At 30.7% G+C, this 15,783-nt stretch carries 18 protein-coding genes; 15 read left to right on the forward strand and 3 right to left on the reverse strand.

Annotated features, from left to right (window positions below; all coding sequences use genetic code 11):
* Positions 1-11: 11 nt before the first annotated feature.
* The 7 genes from CLAU_RS16505 (at position 12) to CLAU_RS16535 (ending at position 4,389) form a co-directional block, all read left to right on the forward strand.
* Entirely contained in the window at positions 12-239 is a 228-nt protein-coding gene (locus CLAU_RS16505) for a KH domain-containing protein (RefSeq protein ID WP_013237955.1), read from the forward strand.
* A gap of 124 nt (positions 240-363) precedes the next feature.
* Entirely contained in the window at positions 364-852 is a 489-nt protein-coding gene (rimM, locus tag CLAU_RS16510; protein WP_013237956.1) for a ribosome maturation factor RimM, read from the forward strand.
* Positions 843-1,571 carry a tRNA (guanosine(37)-N1)-methyltransferase TrmD gene (gene trmD / locus CLAU_RS16515; protein ID WP_023163118.1) on the forward strand — a complete coding sequence of 243 codons (729 nt, stop codon included), beginning with the start codon at positions 843-845 and terminating at the stop codon, positions 1,569-1,571. Before rimM ends, trmD begins: the two co-directional genes overlap by 10 nt.
* A 132-nt stretch (positions 1,572-1,703) precedes the next feature.
* Complete coding sequence (gene rplS, locus CLAU_RS16520; RefSeq protein ID WP_013237958.1) at positions 1,704-2,051, forward strand: 50S ribosomal protein L19; 348 nt, start codon at positions 1,704-1,706, stop codon at positions 2,049-2,051.
* 55 nt (positions 2,052-2,106) lie between these two features.
* The gene (lepB, locus tag CLAU_RS16525; protein ID WP_013237959.1) at positions 2,107-2,631 is read left to right on the forward strand and encodes a signal peptidase I; all 525 of its coding nucleotides are present in this window, start codon (positions 2,107-2,109) and stop codon (positions 2,629-2,631) included.
* Positions 2,632-2,646: 15 nt separating this feature from the next.
* Entirely contained in the window at positions 2,647-3,501 is an 855-nt protein-coding gene (gene ylqF / locus CLAU_RS16530; protein ID WP_023163119.1) for a ribosome biogenesis GTPase YlqF, read from the forward strand.
* Positions 3,502-3,531: 30 nt separating this feature from the next.
* Complete coding sequence (locus tag CLAU_RS16535) at positions 3,532-4,389, forward strand: ribonuclease HII (RefSeq protein ID WP_023163120.1); 858 nt, start codon at positions 3,532-3,534, stop codon at positions 4,387-4,389.
* A 6-nt stretch (positions 4,390-4,395) separates the two neighbouring features.
* Here CLAU_RS16535 and CLAU_RS16540 read toward each other — a convergent pair whose 3' ends face one another.
* The 3 genes from CLAU_RS16540 to CLAU_RS16550 all read right to left on the reverse strand — a co-directional run bounded on the left by CLAU_RS16540 (position 4,396) and on the right by CLAU_RS16550 (position 6,621).
* Positions 4,396-4,764, reverse strand: coding sequence for a YraN family protein (locus tag CLAU_RS16540; RefSeq protein WP_023163121.1), 369 nt, complete (start codon positions 4,762-4,764; stop codon positions 4,396-4,398).
* Between the two features lie 35 nt (positions 4,765-4,799).
* Complete coding sequence (locus CLAU_RS16545) at positions 4,800-5,000, reverse strand: hypothetical protein (protein ID WP_023163122.1); 201 nt, start codon at positions 4,998-5,000, stop codon at positions 4,800-4,802.
* A 103-nt stretch (positions 5,001-5,103) separates the two neighbouring features.
* On the reverse strand, positions 5,104-6,621 hold the full coding sequence (locus CLAU_RS16550; RefSeq protein ID WP_013237963.1) for a YifB family Mg chelatase-like AAA ATPase: 1,518 nt from the start codon (positions 6,619-6,621) through the stop codon (positions 5,104-5,106).
* Positions 6,622-6,791: 170 nt separating this feature from the next.
* Between CLAU_RS16550 and dprA the strand changes: the two genes are divergently transcribed.
* The 8 genes from dprA to CLAU_RS16590 all read left to right on the forward strand — a co-directional run bounded on the left by dprA (position 6,792) and on the right by CLAU_RS16590 (position 15,746).
* On the forward strand, positions 6,792-7,892 hold the full coding sequence (dprA, locus tag CLAU_RS16555) for a DNA-processing protein DprA (RefSeq protein ID WP_013237964.1): 1,101 nt from the start codon (positions 6,792-6,794) through the stop codon (positions 7,890-7,892).
* Between the two features lie 112 nt (positions 7,893-8,004).
* Positions 8,005-10,113 carry a type I DNA topoisomerase gene (topA, locus tag CLAU_RS16560; protein WP_013237965.1) on the forward strand — a complete coding sequence of 703 codons (2,109 nt, stop codon included), beginning with the start codon at positions 8,005-8,007 and terminating at the stop codon, positions 10,111-10,113.
* A 316-nt stretch (positions 10,114-10,429) separates the two neighbouring features.
* Positions 10,430-11,206: a GTP-sensing pleiotropic transcriptional regulator CodY gene (gene codY, locus CLAU_RS16565; RefSeq protein ID WP_013237966.1), complete on the forward strand. Its 777-nt coding sequence runs from the start codon at positions 10,430-10,432 to the stop codon at positions 11,204-11,206.
* 345 nt (positions 11,207-11,551) lie between these two features.
* The gene (gene rpsB, locus CLAU_RS16570) at positions 11,552-12,259 is read left to right on the forward strand and encodes a 30S ribosomal protein S2 (RefSeq protein ID WP_023163123.1); all 708 of its coding nucleotides are present in this window, start codon (positions 11,552-11,554) and stop codon (positions 12,257-12,259) included.
* A gap of 250 nt (positions 12,260-12,509) precedes the next feature.
* Positions 12,510-13,430, forward strand: a complete 921-nt coding sequence (gene tsf, locus CLAU_RS16575) for a translation elongation factor Ts (RefSeq protein ID WP_023163124.1) — start codon at positions 12,510-12,512, stop codon at positions 13,428-13,430.
* A gap of 96 nt (positions 13,431-13,526) precedes the next feature.
* Positions 13,527-14,240 (forward strand): UMP kinase, encoded by a 714-nt coding sequence (gene pyrH, locus CLAU_RS16580; protein ID WP_013237969.1) that lies wholly within the window; start codon positions 13,527-13,529, stop codon positions 14,238-14,240.
* A gap of 20 nt (positions 14,241-14,260) precedes the next feature.
* Positions 14,261-14,818 carry a ribosome recycling factor gene (frr, locus tag CLAU_RS16585; protein ID WP_013237970.1) on the forward strand — a complete coding sequence of 186 codons (558 nt, stop codon included), beginning with the start codon at positions 14,261-14,263 and terminating at the stop codon, positions 14,816-14,818.
* A gap of 160 nt (positions 14,819-14,978) precedes the next feature.
* The gene (locus CLAU_RS16590) at positions 14,979-15,746 is read left to right on the forward strand and encodes an isoprenyl transferase (RefSeq protein WP_013237971.1); all 768 of its coding nucleotides are present in this window, start codon (positions 14,979-14,981) and stop codon (positions 15,744-15,746) included.
* Positions 15,747-15,783 lie beyond the last annotated feature (37 nt).

A 15,783-nucleotide genomic window follows, 5' to 3' on the forward strand; every position in this document is an offset into this window, starting at 1 on the left:
GGGTGTATTGAGTGAAAGAGTTAGTGGAAATTATTGCTAAGTCATTAGTGGATAACCCAGATATGGTTCAAGTAAATGAAATTGCAGGTGAGCAATCTATAATTCTTGAATTAAAAGTTGCACCAGATGATATGGGAAAGGTAATAGGAAAACAGGGAAGAATAGCCAAGGCTATAAGAACTGTTGTAAAAGCAGCGGCTATAAAAGAGAATAAAAGAGTTGTTGTAGAGATAATATAAGAGTTAGATATTCTAACTCTTATATTTATATATATAATTTTAAAATTAAGCGAAGGGAGTGAAATTATCCTCTTTTAGAAATTAAGCTTGAAACCTTAATTTTTGATATGCGGGATATTGTTCTATGAAAGATTTTATAACTGTAGGACAGATAATAAATACTCATGGAATAAAAGGAGAATTAAAGGTGTATCCTTTAACTGATGATATTGAAAGATTTAAAAAATTAAAATCTGCATATATAGATGGTACACTAAAAAATATAATAGAATGTAAACTCCAGTCAAAGAAGGTTATACTTAAAATTGAGGGTATAGATTCTATAGAAGAAGCTATGGCTTATAAACAAAAATATATAGAAATTCCACGAAATGATGCAGTTAAATTAGAAGAAGGAACATATTTTATTACAGATATAATAGGATGCAGTGTAGTGGATGAGGATGGAACTTTTTATGGCAAGGTTGGGGATGTAATTCATACCCATAATAATGATGTTTACTGGATAAAGGGAGAAAATGAGCTTTTAATTCCTGCTATAGAAAATGTTGTAGTCAGCATAGACGTAGAAAAAGAAGAGATAGTTATAAAGCCGGTGAAAACATGGATGTAAAAATAGATATATTGACACTTTTTCCTGAAATGTTTGACATATTTAATTATAGTATAATTGGAAGAGCAATTAACAAAGGTATTTTGCAAATAAATACTTTTGATATAAGAGAATTTACCATAGATAAGCATAGAAAAGTAGATGATTATCCCTATGGTGGAGGAGCAGGAATGGTGATGGCCGCCCAGCCAATTGTAGACTGTATAAGAAAAGTTAAATGTCAAAATAATGGAAAAGTGATTTATCTAGGCCCTCGAGGAAAAACTTTTAACCAGTCTATGGCTAAAGAATTTTCAAAAGAGAGGGAAATGATATTTTTATGTGGACATTATGAGGGAATAGATGAAAGAGTTTATAAATATATAGACACTGAAATATCTATAGGAGATTTCGTAATAACTGGGGGAGAAATGGCATGTATTCCAGTTGTAGATAGTATATGTAGAATGATTCCTGGTGTACTTGCCAAAAGCGAAAGCTATATGGAAGAATCTTTTTATAATGGATCACTAGAATATCCACAGTATACTAGACCGGAATGTTTTGAGGGAGATAACGTACCAGAGGTTCTTTTATCTGGTCACCATGAAAATATAAAAAAATGGAGACGAATGAAATCGCTTGTAATAACTAAAAGTAAGAGACCAGATTTATTTGAAAAACTTAAATTATCCACAGAAGACAAAAAACTCATTGACTTATATAAAAAGAACATATAATGTAAATTTTTAATTATATATTGAATTTGATATGTAAATATGCTAGAATGTATTTTGTGTGCTATACAGACGTTCCTCTATCTGCTATAAGCTGGGTAAGAACGTTGAATAATTATTAGGAGGTAATGCACAGTGTTAGAAATAATAAAACAAATAGAAAATGAACAGATAAGAACAGATCTTCCAAAATTCAATGTAGGTGATACAGTAAAAGTTCATGTAAAGATTAAAGAAGGAAATAGAGAAAGAATACAGGTTTTCGAAGGTGTAGTTTTAAAAAGACAAAACGGTGGAATAAGAGAAACCTTTACTGTTAGAAGAGTTGCTTATGGTGTTGGTGTTGAAAGAACTTTTCCAGTAAATGCTCCTATAATAGATAAAATAGATGTAATTAGAAGAGGTAAAGTTAGAAGAGCTAAATTATACTATTTAAGAGATAGAGTAGGTAAAGCAGCTAAAGTTAAAGAAATATTAAAATAAGAAAAGGGGGCTTTATAAAGTCCTTTTTTTATATTTAAGGTGGTGTAAAGTTTTTATGAAGGAATTGCTAGATTTAGGTAAATCCATACTGGTAGCTATAATAGCAGCATTTTTAATTATAACTTTTGTATTTGAAACTGTAAGTGTAGATGGGCATTCTATGGATCCAACTTTAAATAATAAGGATAGATTAATTGTAGAAAAAGTTAGTTATTATTTTAGGGCTCCAAAGCCTGGTGATATAGTTGTAATAAAGTATCCTGCAAATCCTAAAGAAAAGTTTATTAAAAGAGTAGTTGCAGTAGGTGGAGACAAAGTTAAGATTGAAAATGGAAAACTTTATGTAAATGATGTGGCTAAAAATGAACCTTATATATTAGAACCTATGGTTACAGGAGACTTTAATGAAGTTACTGTACCTAATAATACGGTATTCGTACTTGGAGATAATAGAAATAACAGCAGGGATAGTAGATTTTCTGATGTAGGATTTGTAAATTATAAACTGGTAGTGGGAAGAGCTGCTTTTAGGATATATCCATTTAGCAGATTTGGAACGTTGAAGTCGGCCCATAAGTAGAAAGGAAGAAATTATATGGATATAAATTGGTTTCCAGGGCATATGGCCAAGACAAAAAGAGAGATGAAACAAAATCTTAAGCTGGTAGATGCAGTTATAGAGATAAGGGATGCTAGGATAATAAGGTCCAGCAAAAATCCAGAGGTAGATGATATTTGTGGATCAAAACCTAGAATAATACTTCTAAATAAGAATGATCTAAGTGAGGATAGTGTAACCAAAAAATGGATTAAATATTTATCAAATAAAAACATCAAGGCTCTTGCTGTAAATTCAAATACAGGACAGGGTATTAAAAGTATAAAACCATTATTAAATGAGCTCTTAAAAGAAAAGCATGATAGAATGAACAATAAGGGCATTTTAGGTATAACTGATAGGGTAATGGTAGTAGGTATACCTAATGTAGGTAAATCTTCATTTATAAACAAAATGGCTAAAAACAGCATAGCAAAAACAGGAGATAAGCCGGGAGTCACAAGGAGCAAGCAGTGGATTAAAACTAAGCTTGGAATAGAACTAATGGACACACCTGGAATATTGTGGCCTAAGCTGGAAAGCCAGGAAACTCAGCTACATTTAGCCTTTACGGGAGCTATAAAGGATGAAATCATGGATATTGAAGAGCTTGCATTAAGTCTTTTGAAGGACTTATGTGAAAGATATCCTAAAAGGCTAATGGACAGATATAAGTTATCTGAATTAAGTGAAGATCCTTTAGTAAATATGGATAATATAGCAAGAAAGAGAGGAGCTATAGTATCTGGAGGAAAGATAGATTACAATAGAGTTTCTGTTATAATTTTGGATGAATTTAGAGGAGGAAAGCTAGGACCTATTTCTCTTGAAGATCCATTAGATTTTAATTGAATTAAACTTCTGAAAGGTGTATTTTAAATAATGGAAGATAGCGAAAGTGTAGATTTTGATATAAATAAAGAAAATTTTTCGTGGAATGAACTAGAAAATTTTAAATTCGATAAAATAAAGTATGCAATAAAAAATTTAGAAGAAGGCTATTTTGACTTAAATGAGGATGAAATCAAAAAAGTTATAGAAAATTTAAAGTTAGACAAAAGAAAAAATGTAAGGTCGTTGTCTTCAAGTTTTTACAAATTCATTTTAAATAAAAATTCAGAGATTTCCAGAGTAAGAAAAATGTATGAATTTGATAAGTCTTTTGGAAACCATATATATACAGCTGGTGTAGATGAAGTTGGAAGGGGGCCTTTGGCAGGTCCAATAGCTGCTGGGGCAGTGATACTTAATTTGAATTATAATGAAGATAGAGAATTAATTTTAGGTATAAAGGATTCTAAAAAGCTTACGCCAAAACGTAGATGTGAGCTTGCAAAGGTTATAAAAGAAAGGGCGCTTGCTTATAATATTGCGGTTATAAACAATATTGAAATAGATAAGAGGGGAATATCCTGGTGTAATAATGAAGTACTAAAGAGAGCAGTAGAAGGTCTCAAATTACCTGTAACCATGGCATTATCTGATGGGTATGCAGTAAAAAACTTGTCCACTAATAATGAGTTTGTAATAAAAGGTGATACGAAGAGTGCTAGTATAGCTGCAGCTTCAATTATTGCGAAAGTATACAGGGATAGTCTCATGGAAGAATACTCTCATCTGTATACAAATTATAAGTTTGAGCAAAATTCTGGATATGGAACTAAAGATCATATAGAATCTATAAAAAAATATGGAATTTGTAAAATACATAGAGTAAGTTTTTTAAAAAATATATTGTAGATAAGTTTATATTTCAAAGGCATCTTTAATTAGCTTTATAGATGAAATGCCGTCATGAGGGTTAACCATAACTTCTATTACATCAAATCTAAAATTGAATTTAAATAGCTTTTTTTTAGCTATATACATTTTAGCAGTATTACATATTCTTATACGTTTGGTGTAATTTACGGCTTCACCAGGACTGCCATATTGAGTATTACATCGTGTTTTCACTTCTATAAAGCAAATATAATTTCCGTCTTTTCCTATTATATCGATTTCCCCAAGTTTACAATGAAAATTTCTTTCTAGCAGAGTATATCCAATTTGCTTGAGATAAATTTCAGCTATATCCTCCCCTAGAGAACCTATATCTTTATTAAAAGAATGCATAAAAATCTCCTTTTATTTTTAAATTATGAATACGATTACCATAGACTAGATATACTTATTAAGCCTGTTTTTAAACTATGTACAACATCAGGTATATATATATTTATGAAAATCAATAAAAAGAATATAGAAAGTACGCTTCCAATACTTATGATATCAGAATTTTTGTTTTGTATTCCAGTAAAAAATAATATGAAACTGAAAAACATACCAAGTATAACAAGTAAAAAATACATACACATCACTCCTATTAAATTGATTTTATGTAAAAAAATAACTTAATTTTATTATACAATTTTTATAACTTAAAATAAAGCTCTTTGAGGAGTTTTATGGAAATTACAAAAATTTTTCATCTAAAAATTTTCTATAGTGAAGAGCTTCTGCTAGGTGGGATTCTTGTATTTTTTTGCTATTGTTTAAATCAGCTATAGTTCTAGCTACTTTTAATATTCTGCTATAAGCTCTGGTTGTTAAGTTGTACTTAATATAAATTGATTTTATAAGTAACAGACATCTTTCATCTAGATTGCAGTATTTTCTTATTAATTTGCTGCTCATTTCTGAATTGTAGTGTATTCCTTCATTTTTAAATCTTTGTTTTTGAATTCTTCTTGCCTTTTCTACTCGGCTTTTTATATTTTTAGAAGGTTCACCTCTGGAGCAATTTTCAATATCTTTGAAGTCTAGAGAATTTACGAAAGTAAATAAATCTATCCTATCTAGAATAGGTCCGGATAGTTTTGATATATATCTTTTCCTTTGAAAATCAGTACAATTACACTCCTTTTTAGAGGCAAAATTTCCACAGGGACATGGATTAGTGGCTAATACAGTCATAAAATTACAGGGAAAGGTTACCCTACCATATGCTCTATTTATAGTTATCTTTTTTTCTTCTAAAGGTTGCCTTAAAGTTTCAAGGACATTTTTCTTAAATTCTAAAATTTCATCTAAAAAAAGTACTCCATTATGAGCTAGGGATATTTCACCAGGCATTAAATTTTTTCCACCTCCTATTAGAGAAGCAGTTGTACTTGTATGGTGTGGATTTCTAAAGGGAGGTCTTGTTATTAGACCTTCATTTTTGTTTAAACTTCCAGTTACACTGTATATTTTAGTTACTTCTAGAGCATCCTCATAACTCAAATTTGGTAGGATAGTTGGAATCCTCTTTGCCATCATAGTCTTACCAGATCCGGGAGGACCTATCATAAGTATATTATGATTTCCTGCAGCAGCAACTTCTAAAGCCCTTTTACAGCTTTCTTGTCCTAATATATCTGAAAAATCTAATGCATTTTTACTTTCAACATTTATTGTTTTATGATTAAATGGTACCAAATCTCTATATTTTATAAAATACACAACTTCCTTTAAATTATTGAATGCATAGCAATTAATTTTATTTATGGCAGAGCATTCTTCTGCATTTCCTATAGGAACTATAAAATTCTTAATATTGTTTTTCATACCTTCTATTGTTATAGGAAGAACACCTCTTACCTTGTTAAGTTCTCCAGATAAAGACAATTCACCCATGATTAAAAAGTTTCTACAATCAGCAAAGTTTATTTGATTTGTAGCCATTAATATACCAAGGGCTATAGGTAAGTCAAATAAAGATCCAACTTTTCGCATATCAGCAGGAGCTAAGTTTACTATTATTTTTTTTACAGGAAATTCAAAACCTGAATTTATGATAGAAGCTTTAACTCTCTCTTTAGATTCTTTTACAGAAGTATCCGCAAGACCTACTATATTAAAGCAGGGAAGCCCTCTTTCTATATCTACTTCTACGGATACTATATTTCCTTCTACACCTAAAAATGAAGCTGTATTTAGTTTAACTGCCATAATTATTATCACCTCTACTTAATTCTTGACAATAAATTTGCATTTTAAACTTTTAAATATAGGTGGGAATAAATCAAATTATGAAGCTAATACTAATTTTGATTTGAATAAAATGTATGGATTATGAGCATAATTTTTACATAATTATAGATATGGGATGTGAATAATATATGAATATATATGATTTGTGGTTTGCTTGTGTTAAAATATCAAATAAGTTGAAAATTTCTATCTTAAAAAAATTTAAAAGTACAAGGGAAATATATATTCACAGTATTTACAATGATGATTTTACACTTTTACGTAAAAGTTATCCTAAAATATACGATGAACTTAAAAAGGCTTGGAATAGTTATGAATTGGAGAATATGCTGCAATACTGCAGTACAAATGGAATTAATGCTATAAACTTTTGTGATAAAGTATATCCTGAGAGATTAAAAAATTATGAGGATTCTCCAGCAGTTTTATTTTATAAAGGAAATATAAAAAAACTCAATGATAATTTTAGTGTATCTATTGTAGGTGCTAGGGATTGTAGTTTGTATGGTAAAAATTTAGCTACATTAATAAGTAGGGAAGTTGCTGTAAATAATATAAATATAATAAGTGGTATGGCAAGAGGAGTTGATAGCTATGCACAGAATGCAGCTGTTGAAAAAAATGGATATACCTGTGCTGTGCTTGGATCAGGGGTAGATGTTATATATCCCAGACAAAATAGAAAGTTATATGAAAATATCTTGAAGGGAGGATGTGTGCTGTCAGAGTTTGTTCCTAAGACAAAACCTTATTATTATAATTTTCCACTTAGAAATAGAATTATAAGTGGATTGAGTGATGTGGTAATTGTAATTGAAGCAGGGGATAAAAGTGGAGCACTAATAACAGCAAGCTGTGCTTTGGAACAGGGTAAAGATGTTATGGCAGTACCAGGATCTATATTTTCTTCTAAGAGTAGGGGAACGAATAAACTTATAAAAGATGGAGCCTATGTATTTACATGTTTAGAGGACTTATTTGATATATTACCTGTAGAGTATATGAATAAGACTTGTGAAAAAAAGCATAAATTAAGCTGTAAAGAAGAAAAAATATGTAATGTAATAGGACATATTCCCATGCATATAGATGAAATAAGTAGAATAACTAATGTTGACATAAAACGATTATATGAGTTATTATTTGAATTGCAGTTAAAAGGTGAAATAATGTGTCTTGCAGGTAATTATTATGTAAAAGCTGAAGGCAGCGAGAGTATTACAAGATAGTACATATAATTTAATTAAAAATAATATTTAGTCAAGGGTTTAAATATGATGGCTAAAATCTAAGGGGGGTGTACACTCTGGAGTGAGCTTAAATATGCCAGAGTATATATAAATGGGACAAAAATTAGTTATAGTTGAATCACCAGCAAAGGCTAAAACCATAGGAAAATATTTAGGTAAAAATTATGTAGTCAAGGCTTCAATGGGCCATGTTAGGGATCTTCCCAAAAGTCAACTGGGAGTTGATATAGATAATGAATATACTCCTAAATATATAACTATAAGAGGAAAAGGTGAGCTTTTAGATAAGCTGAGAAAAGAAGCAAAGAAAAGTGAAAAAGTCTATTTGGCTACTGACCCTGATAGAGAAGGGGAAGCTATTTCCTGGCATCTATCTCATGCGTTAAAATTAGATGAAAATGAAAAGTGTAGAATAGAATTTCACGAAATTACAAAAAATGCTGTAAAAAGTTCAATAAAATCTGCTAGATTAATAAATATAAATTTAGTTAATGCACAGCAGGCTAGGAGAGTACTTGACAGGCTAGTTGGATACAAGATAAGCCCTATACTTTGGAGAAAAATTAAATGGGGTCTAAGTGCAGGAAGAGTACAATCAGTAGCTCTCAAAATGATATGTGAGAGAGAAAAGAAAATAGTAGATTTTGTGCCACAGGAATACTGGACTATAGAATGTGAACTTCATAAAGAAAATGAGAGTAAATGTTTTAATGTAAAGCTTACTACATTTAATAAGAAAAAAATTGAAATTGGTAGTAAAGATGAAGTAGATAAAATTATAGAAGAGTTAAAACAAGGACAATTTATTGTAAAATCAATAAAAAATACTAATAAAAATAGGACTCCTCTTCCTCCATTTACTACAAGTACATTACAGCAAGATGCCTACAAAAAATTAAATTTTTCTACTAAACGAACTATGTCCATAGCCCAACAGATATATGAAGGAGTGGACATAAAAGGGTATGGAACTATAGGTCTTATCACATATATGAGAACTGATTCAGTTAGAATAGCACAAGAGGCTCAGGAAGCTTGTAGAGATTTTGTAGCAAATAAATTTGGAAAGGAGTATATTGAAGAAAAGCCTAGAAACTTTAAAAGTAAAAAAAATATACAGGATGCGCATGAAGCTATAAGACCTACTAATGTAGAAATAACACCTGAAATAGCAAAGGAAAATTTAAAACCAGAACAGTATAAACTTTATAATTTAATATGGAATAGATTTGTAGCAAGTCAAATGTCATCCTGCCAGATCGATGTTAAATCCATAGATATAGTGAATAGCAATTATGGATTAAAAGTCAGTGGATCACGAATAAAATTTGACGGATTTATGAAAGTATACAAATATGCCACAGAAGAAGAAAAATCCGATATATCCCTCCCTAAGCTTGAAGAAGGAGAGAAATTATTAAGAAAGTCTATAGATGGAAAGCAGCATTTTACACAACCTCCAGCTAGATTTTCTGAGGCATCTCTTGTAAAAACCTTAGAAGAAAATGGAATAGGTAGGCCTAGCACTTATGCTCCAATTTTATCAACTCTTTTGGATAGAAAATATATACAGAGGGAAAAGAAAACTTTAATTCCAACTGAACTAGGAGATATAGTTAATAATATAGTAAGTCAGTATTTTAAGCAGGTAGTAGATGTGGAATTTACTGCTGCAATGGAGTCCAAGTTAGATAGTGTTGAAGATGGAAAAGATGATTGGAGAAAAGTAGTAGGTGAATTTTATGAGCCTTTAAAAAAATCCATTGAAATAGCAGAAAAGGAAGTTGCTAGAATTACTATAGAAGATAAGGTTACAGATATAAAGTGCGATAAATGTGGTAGAAATATGGTTATAAAGCATGGAAGATTTGGAGATTTTCTAGCATGCCCAGGATATCCGGAATGTAAGAATACAAAACCAATAGTGGAAGAGTTGGATGTAAAATGTCCTAAATGTCAGGGAAAAGTTTTGATAAAAAGAAGTAGAAAAGGCAGAAAGTTTTATGGGTGCAGTAATTACCCTGACTGTGATTTTGTAAGTTGGTTTGAACCTACAAACGAAAAGTGTAAGGAATGTGGAAATTATATGGTGAAAAAATATAATAAATCCAAAGGAAACTATTTGGAATGTTCTAATTCAGAATGTAAACACAGGGAATATAAAGCTGTGGAAGATGGAGATGAAAAAACAGCTAAGTAAAAGTTATATATTTTACATTTTAATAAACATTTAAAATAGAAACTAGTTAAAAGTATAATTTTCGAGTGTAGATAAAGGTAAAATCTAGTCGAATTAAAATGATTATATTGAATTAAAATCATTATTATGTTATCATAATTAATGAATAAAGAATAATTCTAAATATTTCAAAAAGTCTAAATTATTAATAATGTAATTAAAGAAAATTTTTTATGCGGATATTTGCAAAAGATATATCTTTTTTATTAATAGGTAGAAATGTATATGCAATGTTTATGTGTAAGAGATAATGCAGTGGTAACAAGGAGGGTTATAAATGTCAACACTATTAGACAAAACAAGAAAATTGAACAAGATATTACAGAAGTCAGGAACAGAACCAGTAGCTTTTGAAGATATATGTAAATTGTTAAGTGAAGTTTTGGAATGTAACGTTTATATTATAAGTAGAAGAGGGAAAATATTAGGATATAATTTTCCAGATGGTTTTGAATGTTATATGCTTAAGGAGAAAGTAATAAATGAAATGAAATTCCCTGAGCAGTATAATAATAAGCTTTTAAATGTACATGAGACTTTGGCCAATTTAAGTAATAATGGAATTTGTGTTTTTGAAGATGGAACTCCCTGTGATATAGATAATAAGCTTACAACTATAGTTCCTATAGTAGGTAATAGAGAAAGATTAGGAACCTTATTATTAGCAAGTTTTGGAGAAAAATTTACTGATGAAGATCTAGTATTAGGGGAATATAGTGCAACTATAATTGGGCTTGAGATATTAAGATCTAAAAATGAAGAAATAGAAGAGGAAGCTAGAAAGAAAGCAGTAGTTCAATTAGCTATTGGGACTTTGTCGTACTCAGAATTGGAAGCAGTGGAACATATATTCAGTGAGTTGGATGGAAATGAAGGATTACTTGTAGCATCAAAAATAGCTGATAAGGTGGGAATAACCAGGTCTGTTATTGTAAATGCACTTAGAAAATTTGAAAGTGCAGGAGTTATAGAATCTAGGTCACTTGGAATGAAGGGGACTCATATTAAGATATTAAATGAAAAATTAATGGATGAGTTGAAGAAGATAAAGTGATTCTTAGGTTCAGGTGGAGTTTGCTTATAAGGAATACTTTTTCTCTATTTGAACCTTATTAACAGTATTCTTAGTGTCTTTAGCACTTAGAATACGTTATCCTTTAGGGGAAGAACTTATCCAGGCGCGTAGCAGTGCTTATCGCCCACTTTGAAGAAAATGGGGGTTAGCAATGGTAGCGATCGGATAAAATAAAAAATACTAATTTTTTGTTGAATACATTTAAGCCTTGTGGTATACTACATAAGGTAATTAATACACACATTATCTAATTCACAAAAAGGTGCCAAAAGGTATTTTGTGAATATGAAGATGATGGAGGAAAAACCTAGGAGGGAAAAATTAATGTCAGTTATTTCAATGAAACAATTATTAGAAGCAGGTGTTCATTTTGGACATCAAACAAGAAGATGGAATCCTAAAATGGCTCCTTATATTTTTACAGAGAGAAATGGAATCTATATAATAGATTTGCAGAAAACAGTAAAAAAAGTAGAAGAAGCTTATAATTTTATAAGGGAAGTTGCAGCAGAAGGAAAAGATATATTATTTATTGGAACTAAAAAGCAAGCTCAGGAAGCTATTAAAGAAGAAGCAAAAAGAAGCAATATGCATTATGTAAACAACAGATGGCTTGGAGGTATGCTTACAAACTTTGCAACTATAAAGACAAGAATAGCTAAATTAGAAGAATTAGAGAAAATGGAAGAAGACGGAACATTTGAAGTTCTTCCTAAAAAAGAAGTTATAAAATTAAATAATGAAAAAGAAAAGTTAGAGAAAAATTTAGGTGGAATAAAGACAATGAATGCTGAAAATGTAGGAGCACTTTTCATTGTTGATCCAAGAAAAGAAAAGAATGCTATATCTGAAGCTAAAATTTTAGGCATTCCAGTAGTAGCTATAGTTGATACAAATTGTGATCCTGATGAAATAGATTATGTTATACCTGGAAATGATGATGCAATAAGAGCTGTAAAATTAATTACATCTAAAGTTGCAGATGCAGTAATGGAAGGAAGACAGGGAGAACAATTAGCTGAAGAAGAATAATATATGAAAATTAGAGAATGTTTATATATAGGTCGAATACAAGTAGGAGAGGAGCTGAAAAACCGTTGATTGGCAATTGCTTAAAAATTATGATTGCCATATAAGTAGGGTGTAATGCATCCGAATTTACGCTCTGGGAGTGTCAGACCAAGAGAAGACAAAACTTCAGACACTGTGAGCAGAGAAGTAAGCTATAAGGTTTTATTGCGTTTTTGGATAATTTATAGCTTTTAGATGACGGAATATAATTATGATAACTGCACAGATGGTAAAAGAACTTAGAGAAAGAACCGGAGCAGGAATGATGAACTGCAAAAAAGCTTTAAATGAAGCAAATGGTGATACTGAAAAAGCCATTGAAATATTAAGAGAAAAGGGTCTATCAGCTGCAGCTAAAAAATCTGGCAGAGTAGCTTCTGAAGGACTAGTTAAAACATACATTTCAGAGGATGGAAAAATTGCTTCAATAGTAGAAGTAAACTGCGAAACAGACTTTGTATCTGTAAATGAAGATTTTGTAGGTTTTGCAGATAATATAGCAAAACAGGCAGCTTTAACAAGTGCAACTACTGTAGAAGAATTAGAAAAAGAAAAATATATAGCAGATGATACTAAGACTGTAAAAGATGCATTAGTAGACTTAATTGCAAAATTAGGTGAAAATATGACACTTAGAAGATTTAAGAAATTTTCTGTTTCAAAGGGCTTAATCGAAAGCTATATTCACGGCGGCGGAAGAATAGGAGTTTTGGTTAAACTTGAATGTGAAAATGAAAGTCCTGTTCTAAAGGAAGTTGCAAAAGATGTAGCTATGCAGGTAGCTGCTGCTAATCCACTATTCTTAGATAAGAATACAGTTGATACTAATGCTTTAGAAAAGGAAAAAGAAATATATAAAGTTCAAGCTTTAAATGAAGGAAAACCAGAAAAAATTGTTGATAAGATAGTTATGGGAAAAGTTCAAAAATATTATAAAGAAAACTGCTTAGTAAATCAAGTATGGGTTAAGGATTCAGATTTTACTATAGATAAATACCTTAAAGATAAATCAAAGGAAGTTGGAGCTGAAATAAAGATCTCTGATTTTGTTAGATTTGAAAAAGGTGAAGGAATAGAGAAGAAAGAAGAAAACTTTGCCGAAGAGGTTCGTAAGCAGATGGAAGGTAAATAGTAACTGAAAAGAGAACACGCCGTGTTCTCTTTTTTTGGGGTATGAACTTTTTAAGTTTTATATTTCATTTTAGCATAATTTGGAGGTATAATATAGATGGGTAATCTTAAATACAAAAGGGTAATGCTTAAACTTTCAGGGGAAGCTTTGGCAGGAGAAAAAGGATATGGACTGGATTTTGATGTAGCAAAAAGTATAGCAATTGAAATAAAAGAACTCACATCTATGGGAATATCAGTAGGAGTTGTTGTAGGTGGTGGTAATATCTGGAGAGGAAGAAGCGGAGAGGGTATGGACAGAACCACTGCAGATTATATGGGAATGCTTGCTACATGTATAAATGCTCTGGCACTTCAGGATTCATTGGAAAACTTAGGTGTAAATACTAGAGTTCAGACAGCTATCGAGATGAGAGAAGTAGCAGAACCATTTATAAGAAGAAGGGCAATGAGGCATTTAGAAAAAAATAGAGTAGTTATATTTGCTGCGGGCACTGGAAATCCGTATTTTTCAACAGATACGACTGCAGCTCTTAGGGCAGCAGAAATAGAGGCAGATGTTATACTTTTGGCTAAAAAAGTAGACGGTGTATATGACAAAGATCCTCATAAGTATAAAGACGCTCAAAAATTTGATAAGTTAACTTATATTGAAGTGTTGGATAAAGGACTTCAAGTTATGGATTCTACAGCTACATCACTTTGTATGGATAATGATATACCTATATTAGTATTTGGATTAGATAATCCAGAAAATATAAAAAAGATTGTTCTTGGAGAAAGAATTGGTACACTTGTTTGTAAAGAATAAAAATGAGGAGGTATTTTCTTATGATCAAGGATACTTTAAATAAAGCAGATGGAAAAATGGGTAAGACCATAGATGCTTTAAAAAGTGAATTAGCTTCTATGAAAGCAGGGAGGGCTAGTGCAGCACTACTTGATAGAATAGAGGCAGAATACTATGGTTCAATGACTCCTATAAATCAATTGGGAAACATATCTATTCCAGAACCAAGAGTACTTTGTATACAACCTTGGGATAAAACGGCCTTAAAGGCAATAGAAAAGGCAATATTGAAATCTGACCTAGGTATAAATCCATCCAATGATGGAGAAGTTATCAGATTGGTTATACCTGAACTTACAGAAGAAACTAGGAAAGATATAGTAAAGAATGTAAAGAAAGCAGGAGAAGATTCAAAGGTTGCTGTAAGAGCAATAAGAAGAGAGTGCAATGATAATATTAAAGCTCTTAAAAAAGAAAATGATATTTCTGAAGATGAAATAAAAAAGGCTGAGGCAGATGTTCAGAAAAAAACTGATGACTTTATAAAAAAGATAGATGAAATAATTAAAAAGAAAGAAAATGAAATTATGTCACTATAAAGCAAGCGGTTATTGTATAAAAAATATATTTAGATTTTTAAAACCTGCGCAAATCCGCAGGTTTTTGCTAAATATGCTTTTATCTAATGACTATCCCCTCTAATACTCATACGCACTCTGTTTATTAAAACTAAAACTTTGTATTGAAATGAGGTATACTATGGTAAAATTTTTTAATTTAAATAAAAACGAAGACCAGGACGATAGAGAAGTACATATTGATTTAAACAATATTCCCAAACATATAGCTATTATAATGGATGGAAATGGAAGATGGGCAAAAGAAAGAAATTTACCTAGAACTATGGGACATAGGGCAGCAGTGGAAGCTATAAGAGACATTGTGAAAGAGTGCAGTAAGTTAAATGTGAACTATTTAACATTATACGCTTTTTCTACAGAAAATTGGAAAAGGCCTAAAGATGAAGTAAGTGCACTTATGAGGCTTTTAGTTGAATATTTAAAAAAGGAATTGAATGAATTAGATAAAAATAATGTTATCATAAATTGTATTGGAGATATAAGTAAGCTGCCTTTGGCCTGTCAAGAACAATTGATCATATCTTGTGAGAAAACTAAAACAAATACTGGACTTACTTTAAATTTAGCATTAAATTATGGTGGAAGATATGAAATCGTGAGAGCTTTTAAGCTCATGTATGAAGATATAAAATCTAAAAAAATAAATGAAGAAGATATAAATGAGGAAACTGTATCAAAGTATCTGTATACTAAAGGTATGCCAGACCCTGATATTATAATAAGACCAAGTGGAGAACAGCGTTTAAGCAATTTTCTATTGTGGCAGTGTGCATACTCTGAGTTTTGGTATTCTGATATAAAATGGCCAGATTTTAAAAAGGAACATCTGTATAAAGCTATTTCTGATTATCAAAATAGAGATAGAAGATTTGGAGGATTAAAATAACTGTATATTGGGGATATAAGTTATAATTTTACTTAAA

It is taken from the genome of Clostridium autoethanogenum DSM 10061 (assembly GCF_001484725.1).
Lineage (GTDB): Bacteria > Bacillota > Clostridia > Clostridiales > Clostridiaceae > Clostridium_B > Clostridium_B ljungdahlii.

Excerpts from the sequence above, each read along its gene's own strand:
- rimM (WP_013237956.1), top strand. The coding sequence starts at position 364 with ATGAAAGATTTTATAACTGTAGGACAGATAATAAATACTCATGGAATA.
- trmD (WP_023163118.1), top strand. The coding sequence starts at position 843 with ATGGATGTAAAAATAGATATATTGACACTTTTTCCTGAAATGTTTGAC.
- lepB (WP_013237959.1), top strand. The coding sequence starts at position 2,107 with ATGAAGGAATTGCTAGATTTAGGTAAATCCATACTGGTAGCTATAATA.
- ylqF (WP_023163119.1), top strand. The coding sequence starts at position 2,647 with ATGGATATAAATTGGTTTCCAGGGCATATGGCCAAGACAAAAAGAGAG.
- CLAU_RS16535 (WP_023163120.1), top strand. The coding sequence starts at position 3,532 with ATGGAAGATAGCGAAAGTGTAGATTTTGATATAAATAAAGAAAATTTT.
- CLAU_RS16540 (WP_023163121.1), bottom strand. The coding sequence starts at position 4,764 with ATGCATTCTTTTAATAAAGATATAGGTTCTCTAGGGGAGGATATAGCT.
- CLAU_RS16545 (WP_023163122.1), bottom strand. The coding sequence starts at position 5,000 with ATGTATTTTTTACTTGTTATACTTGGTATGTTTTTCAGTTTCATATTA.
- CLAU_RS16550 (WP_013237963.1), bottom strand. The coding sequence starts at position 6,621 with ATGGCAGTTAAACTAAATACAGCTTCATTTTTAGGTGTAGAAGGAAAT.
- dprA (WP_013237964.1), top strand. The coding sequence starts at position 6,792 with ATGAATATATATGATTTGTGGTTTGCTTGTGTTAAAATATCAAATAAG.
- topA (WP_013237965.1), top strand. The coding sequence starts at position 8,005 with ATGGGACAAAAATTAGTTATAGTTGAATCACCAGCAAAGGCTAAAACC.
- codY (WP_013237966.1), top strand. The coding sequence starts at position 10,430 with ATGTCAACACTATTAGACAAAACAAGAAAATTGAACAAGATATTACAG.
- rpsB (WP_023163123.1), top strand. The coding sequence starts at position 11,552 with ATGTCAGTTATTTCAATGAAACAATTATTAGAAGCAGGTGTTCATTTT.
- tsf (WP_023163124.1), top strand. The coding sequence starts at position 12,510 with ATGATAACTGCACAGATGGTAAAAGAACTTAGAGAAAGAACCGGAGCA.
- pyrH (WP_013237969.1), top strand. The coding sequence starts at position 13,527 with ATGGGTAATCTTAAATACAAAAGGGTAATGCTTAAACTTTCAGGGGAA.
- frr (WP_013237970.1), top strand. The coding sequence starts at position 14,261 with ATGATCAAGGATACTTTAAATAAAGCAGATGGAAAAATGGGTAAGACC.
- CLAU_RS16590 (WP_013237971.1), top strand. The coding sequence starts at position 14,979 with ATGGTAAAATTTTTTAATTTAAATAAAAACGAAGACCAGGACGATAGA.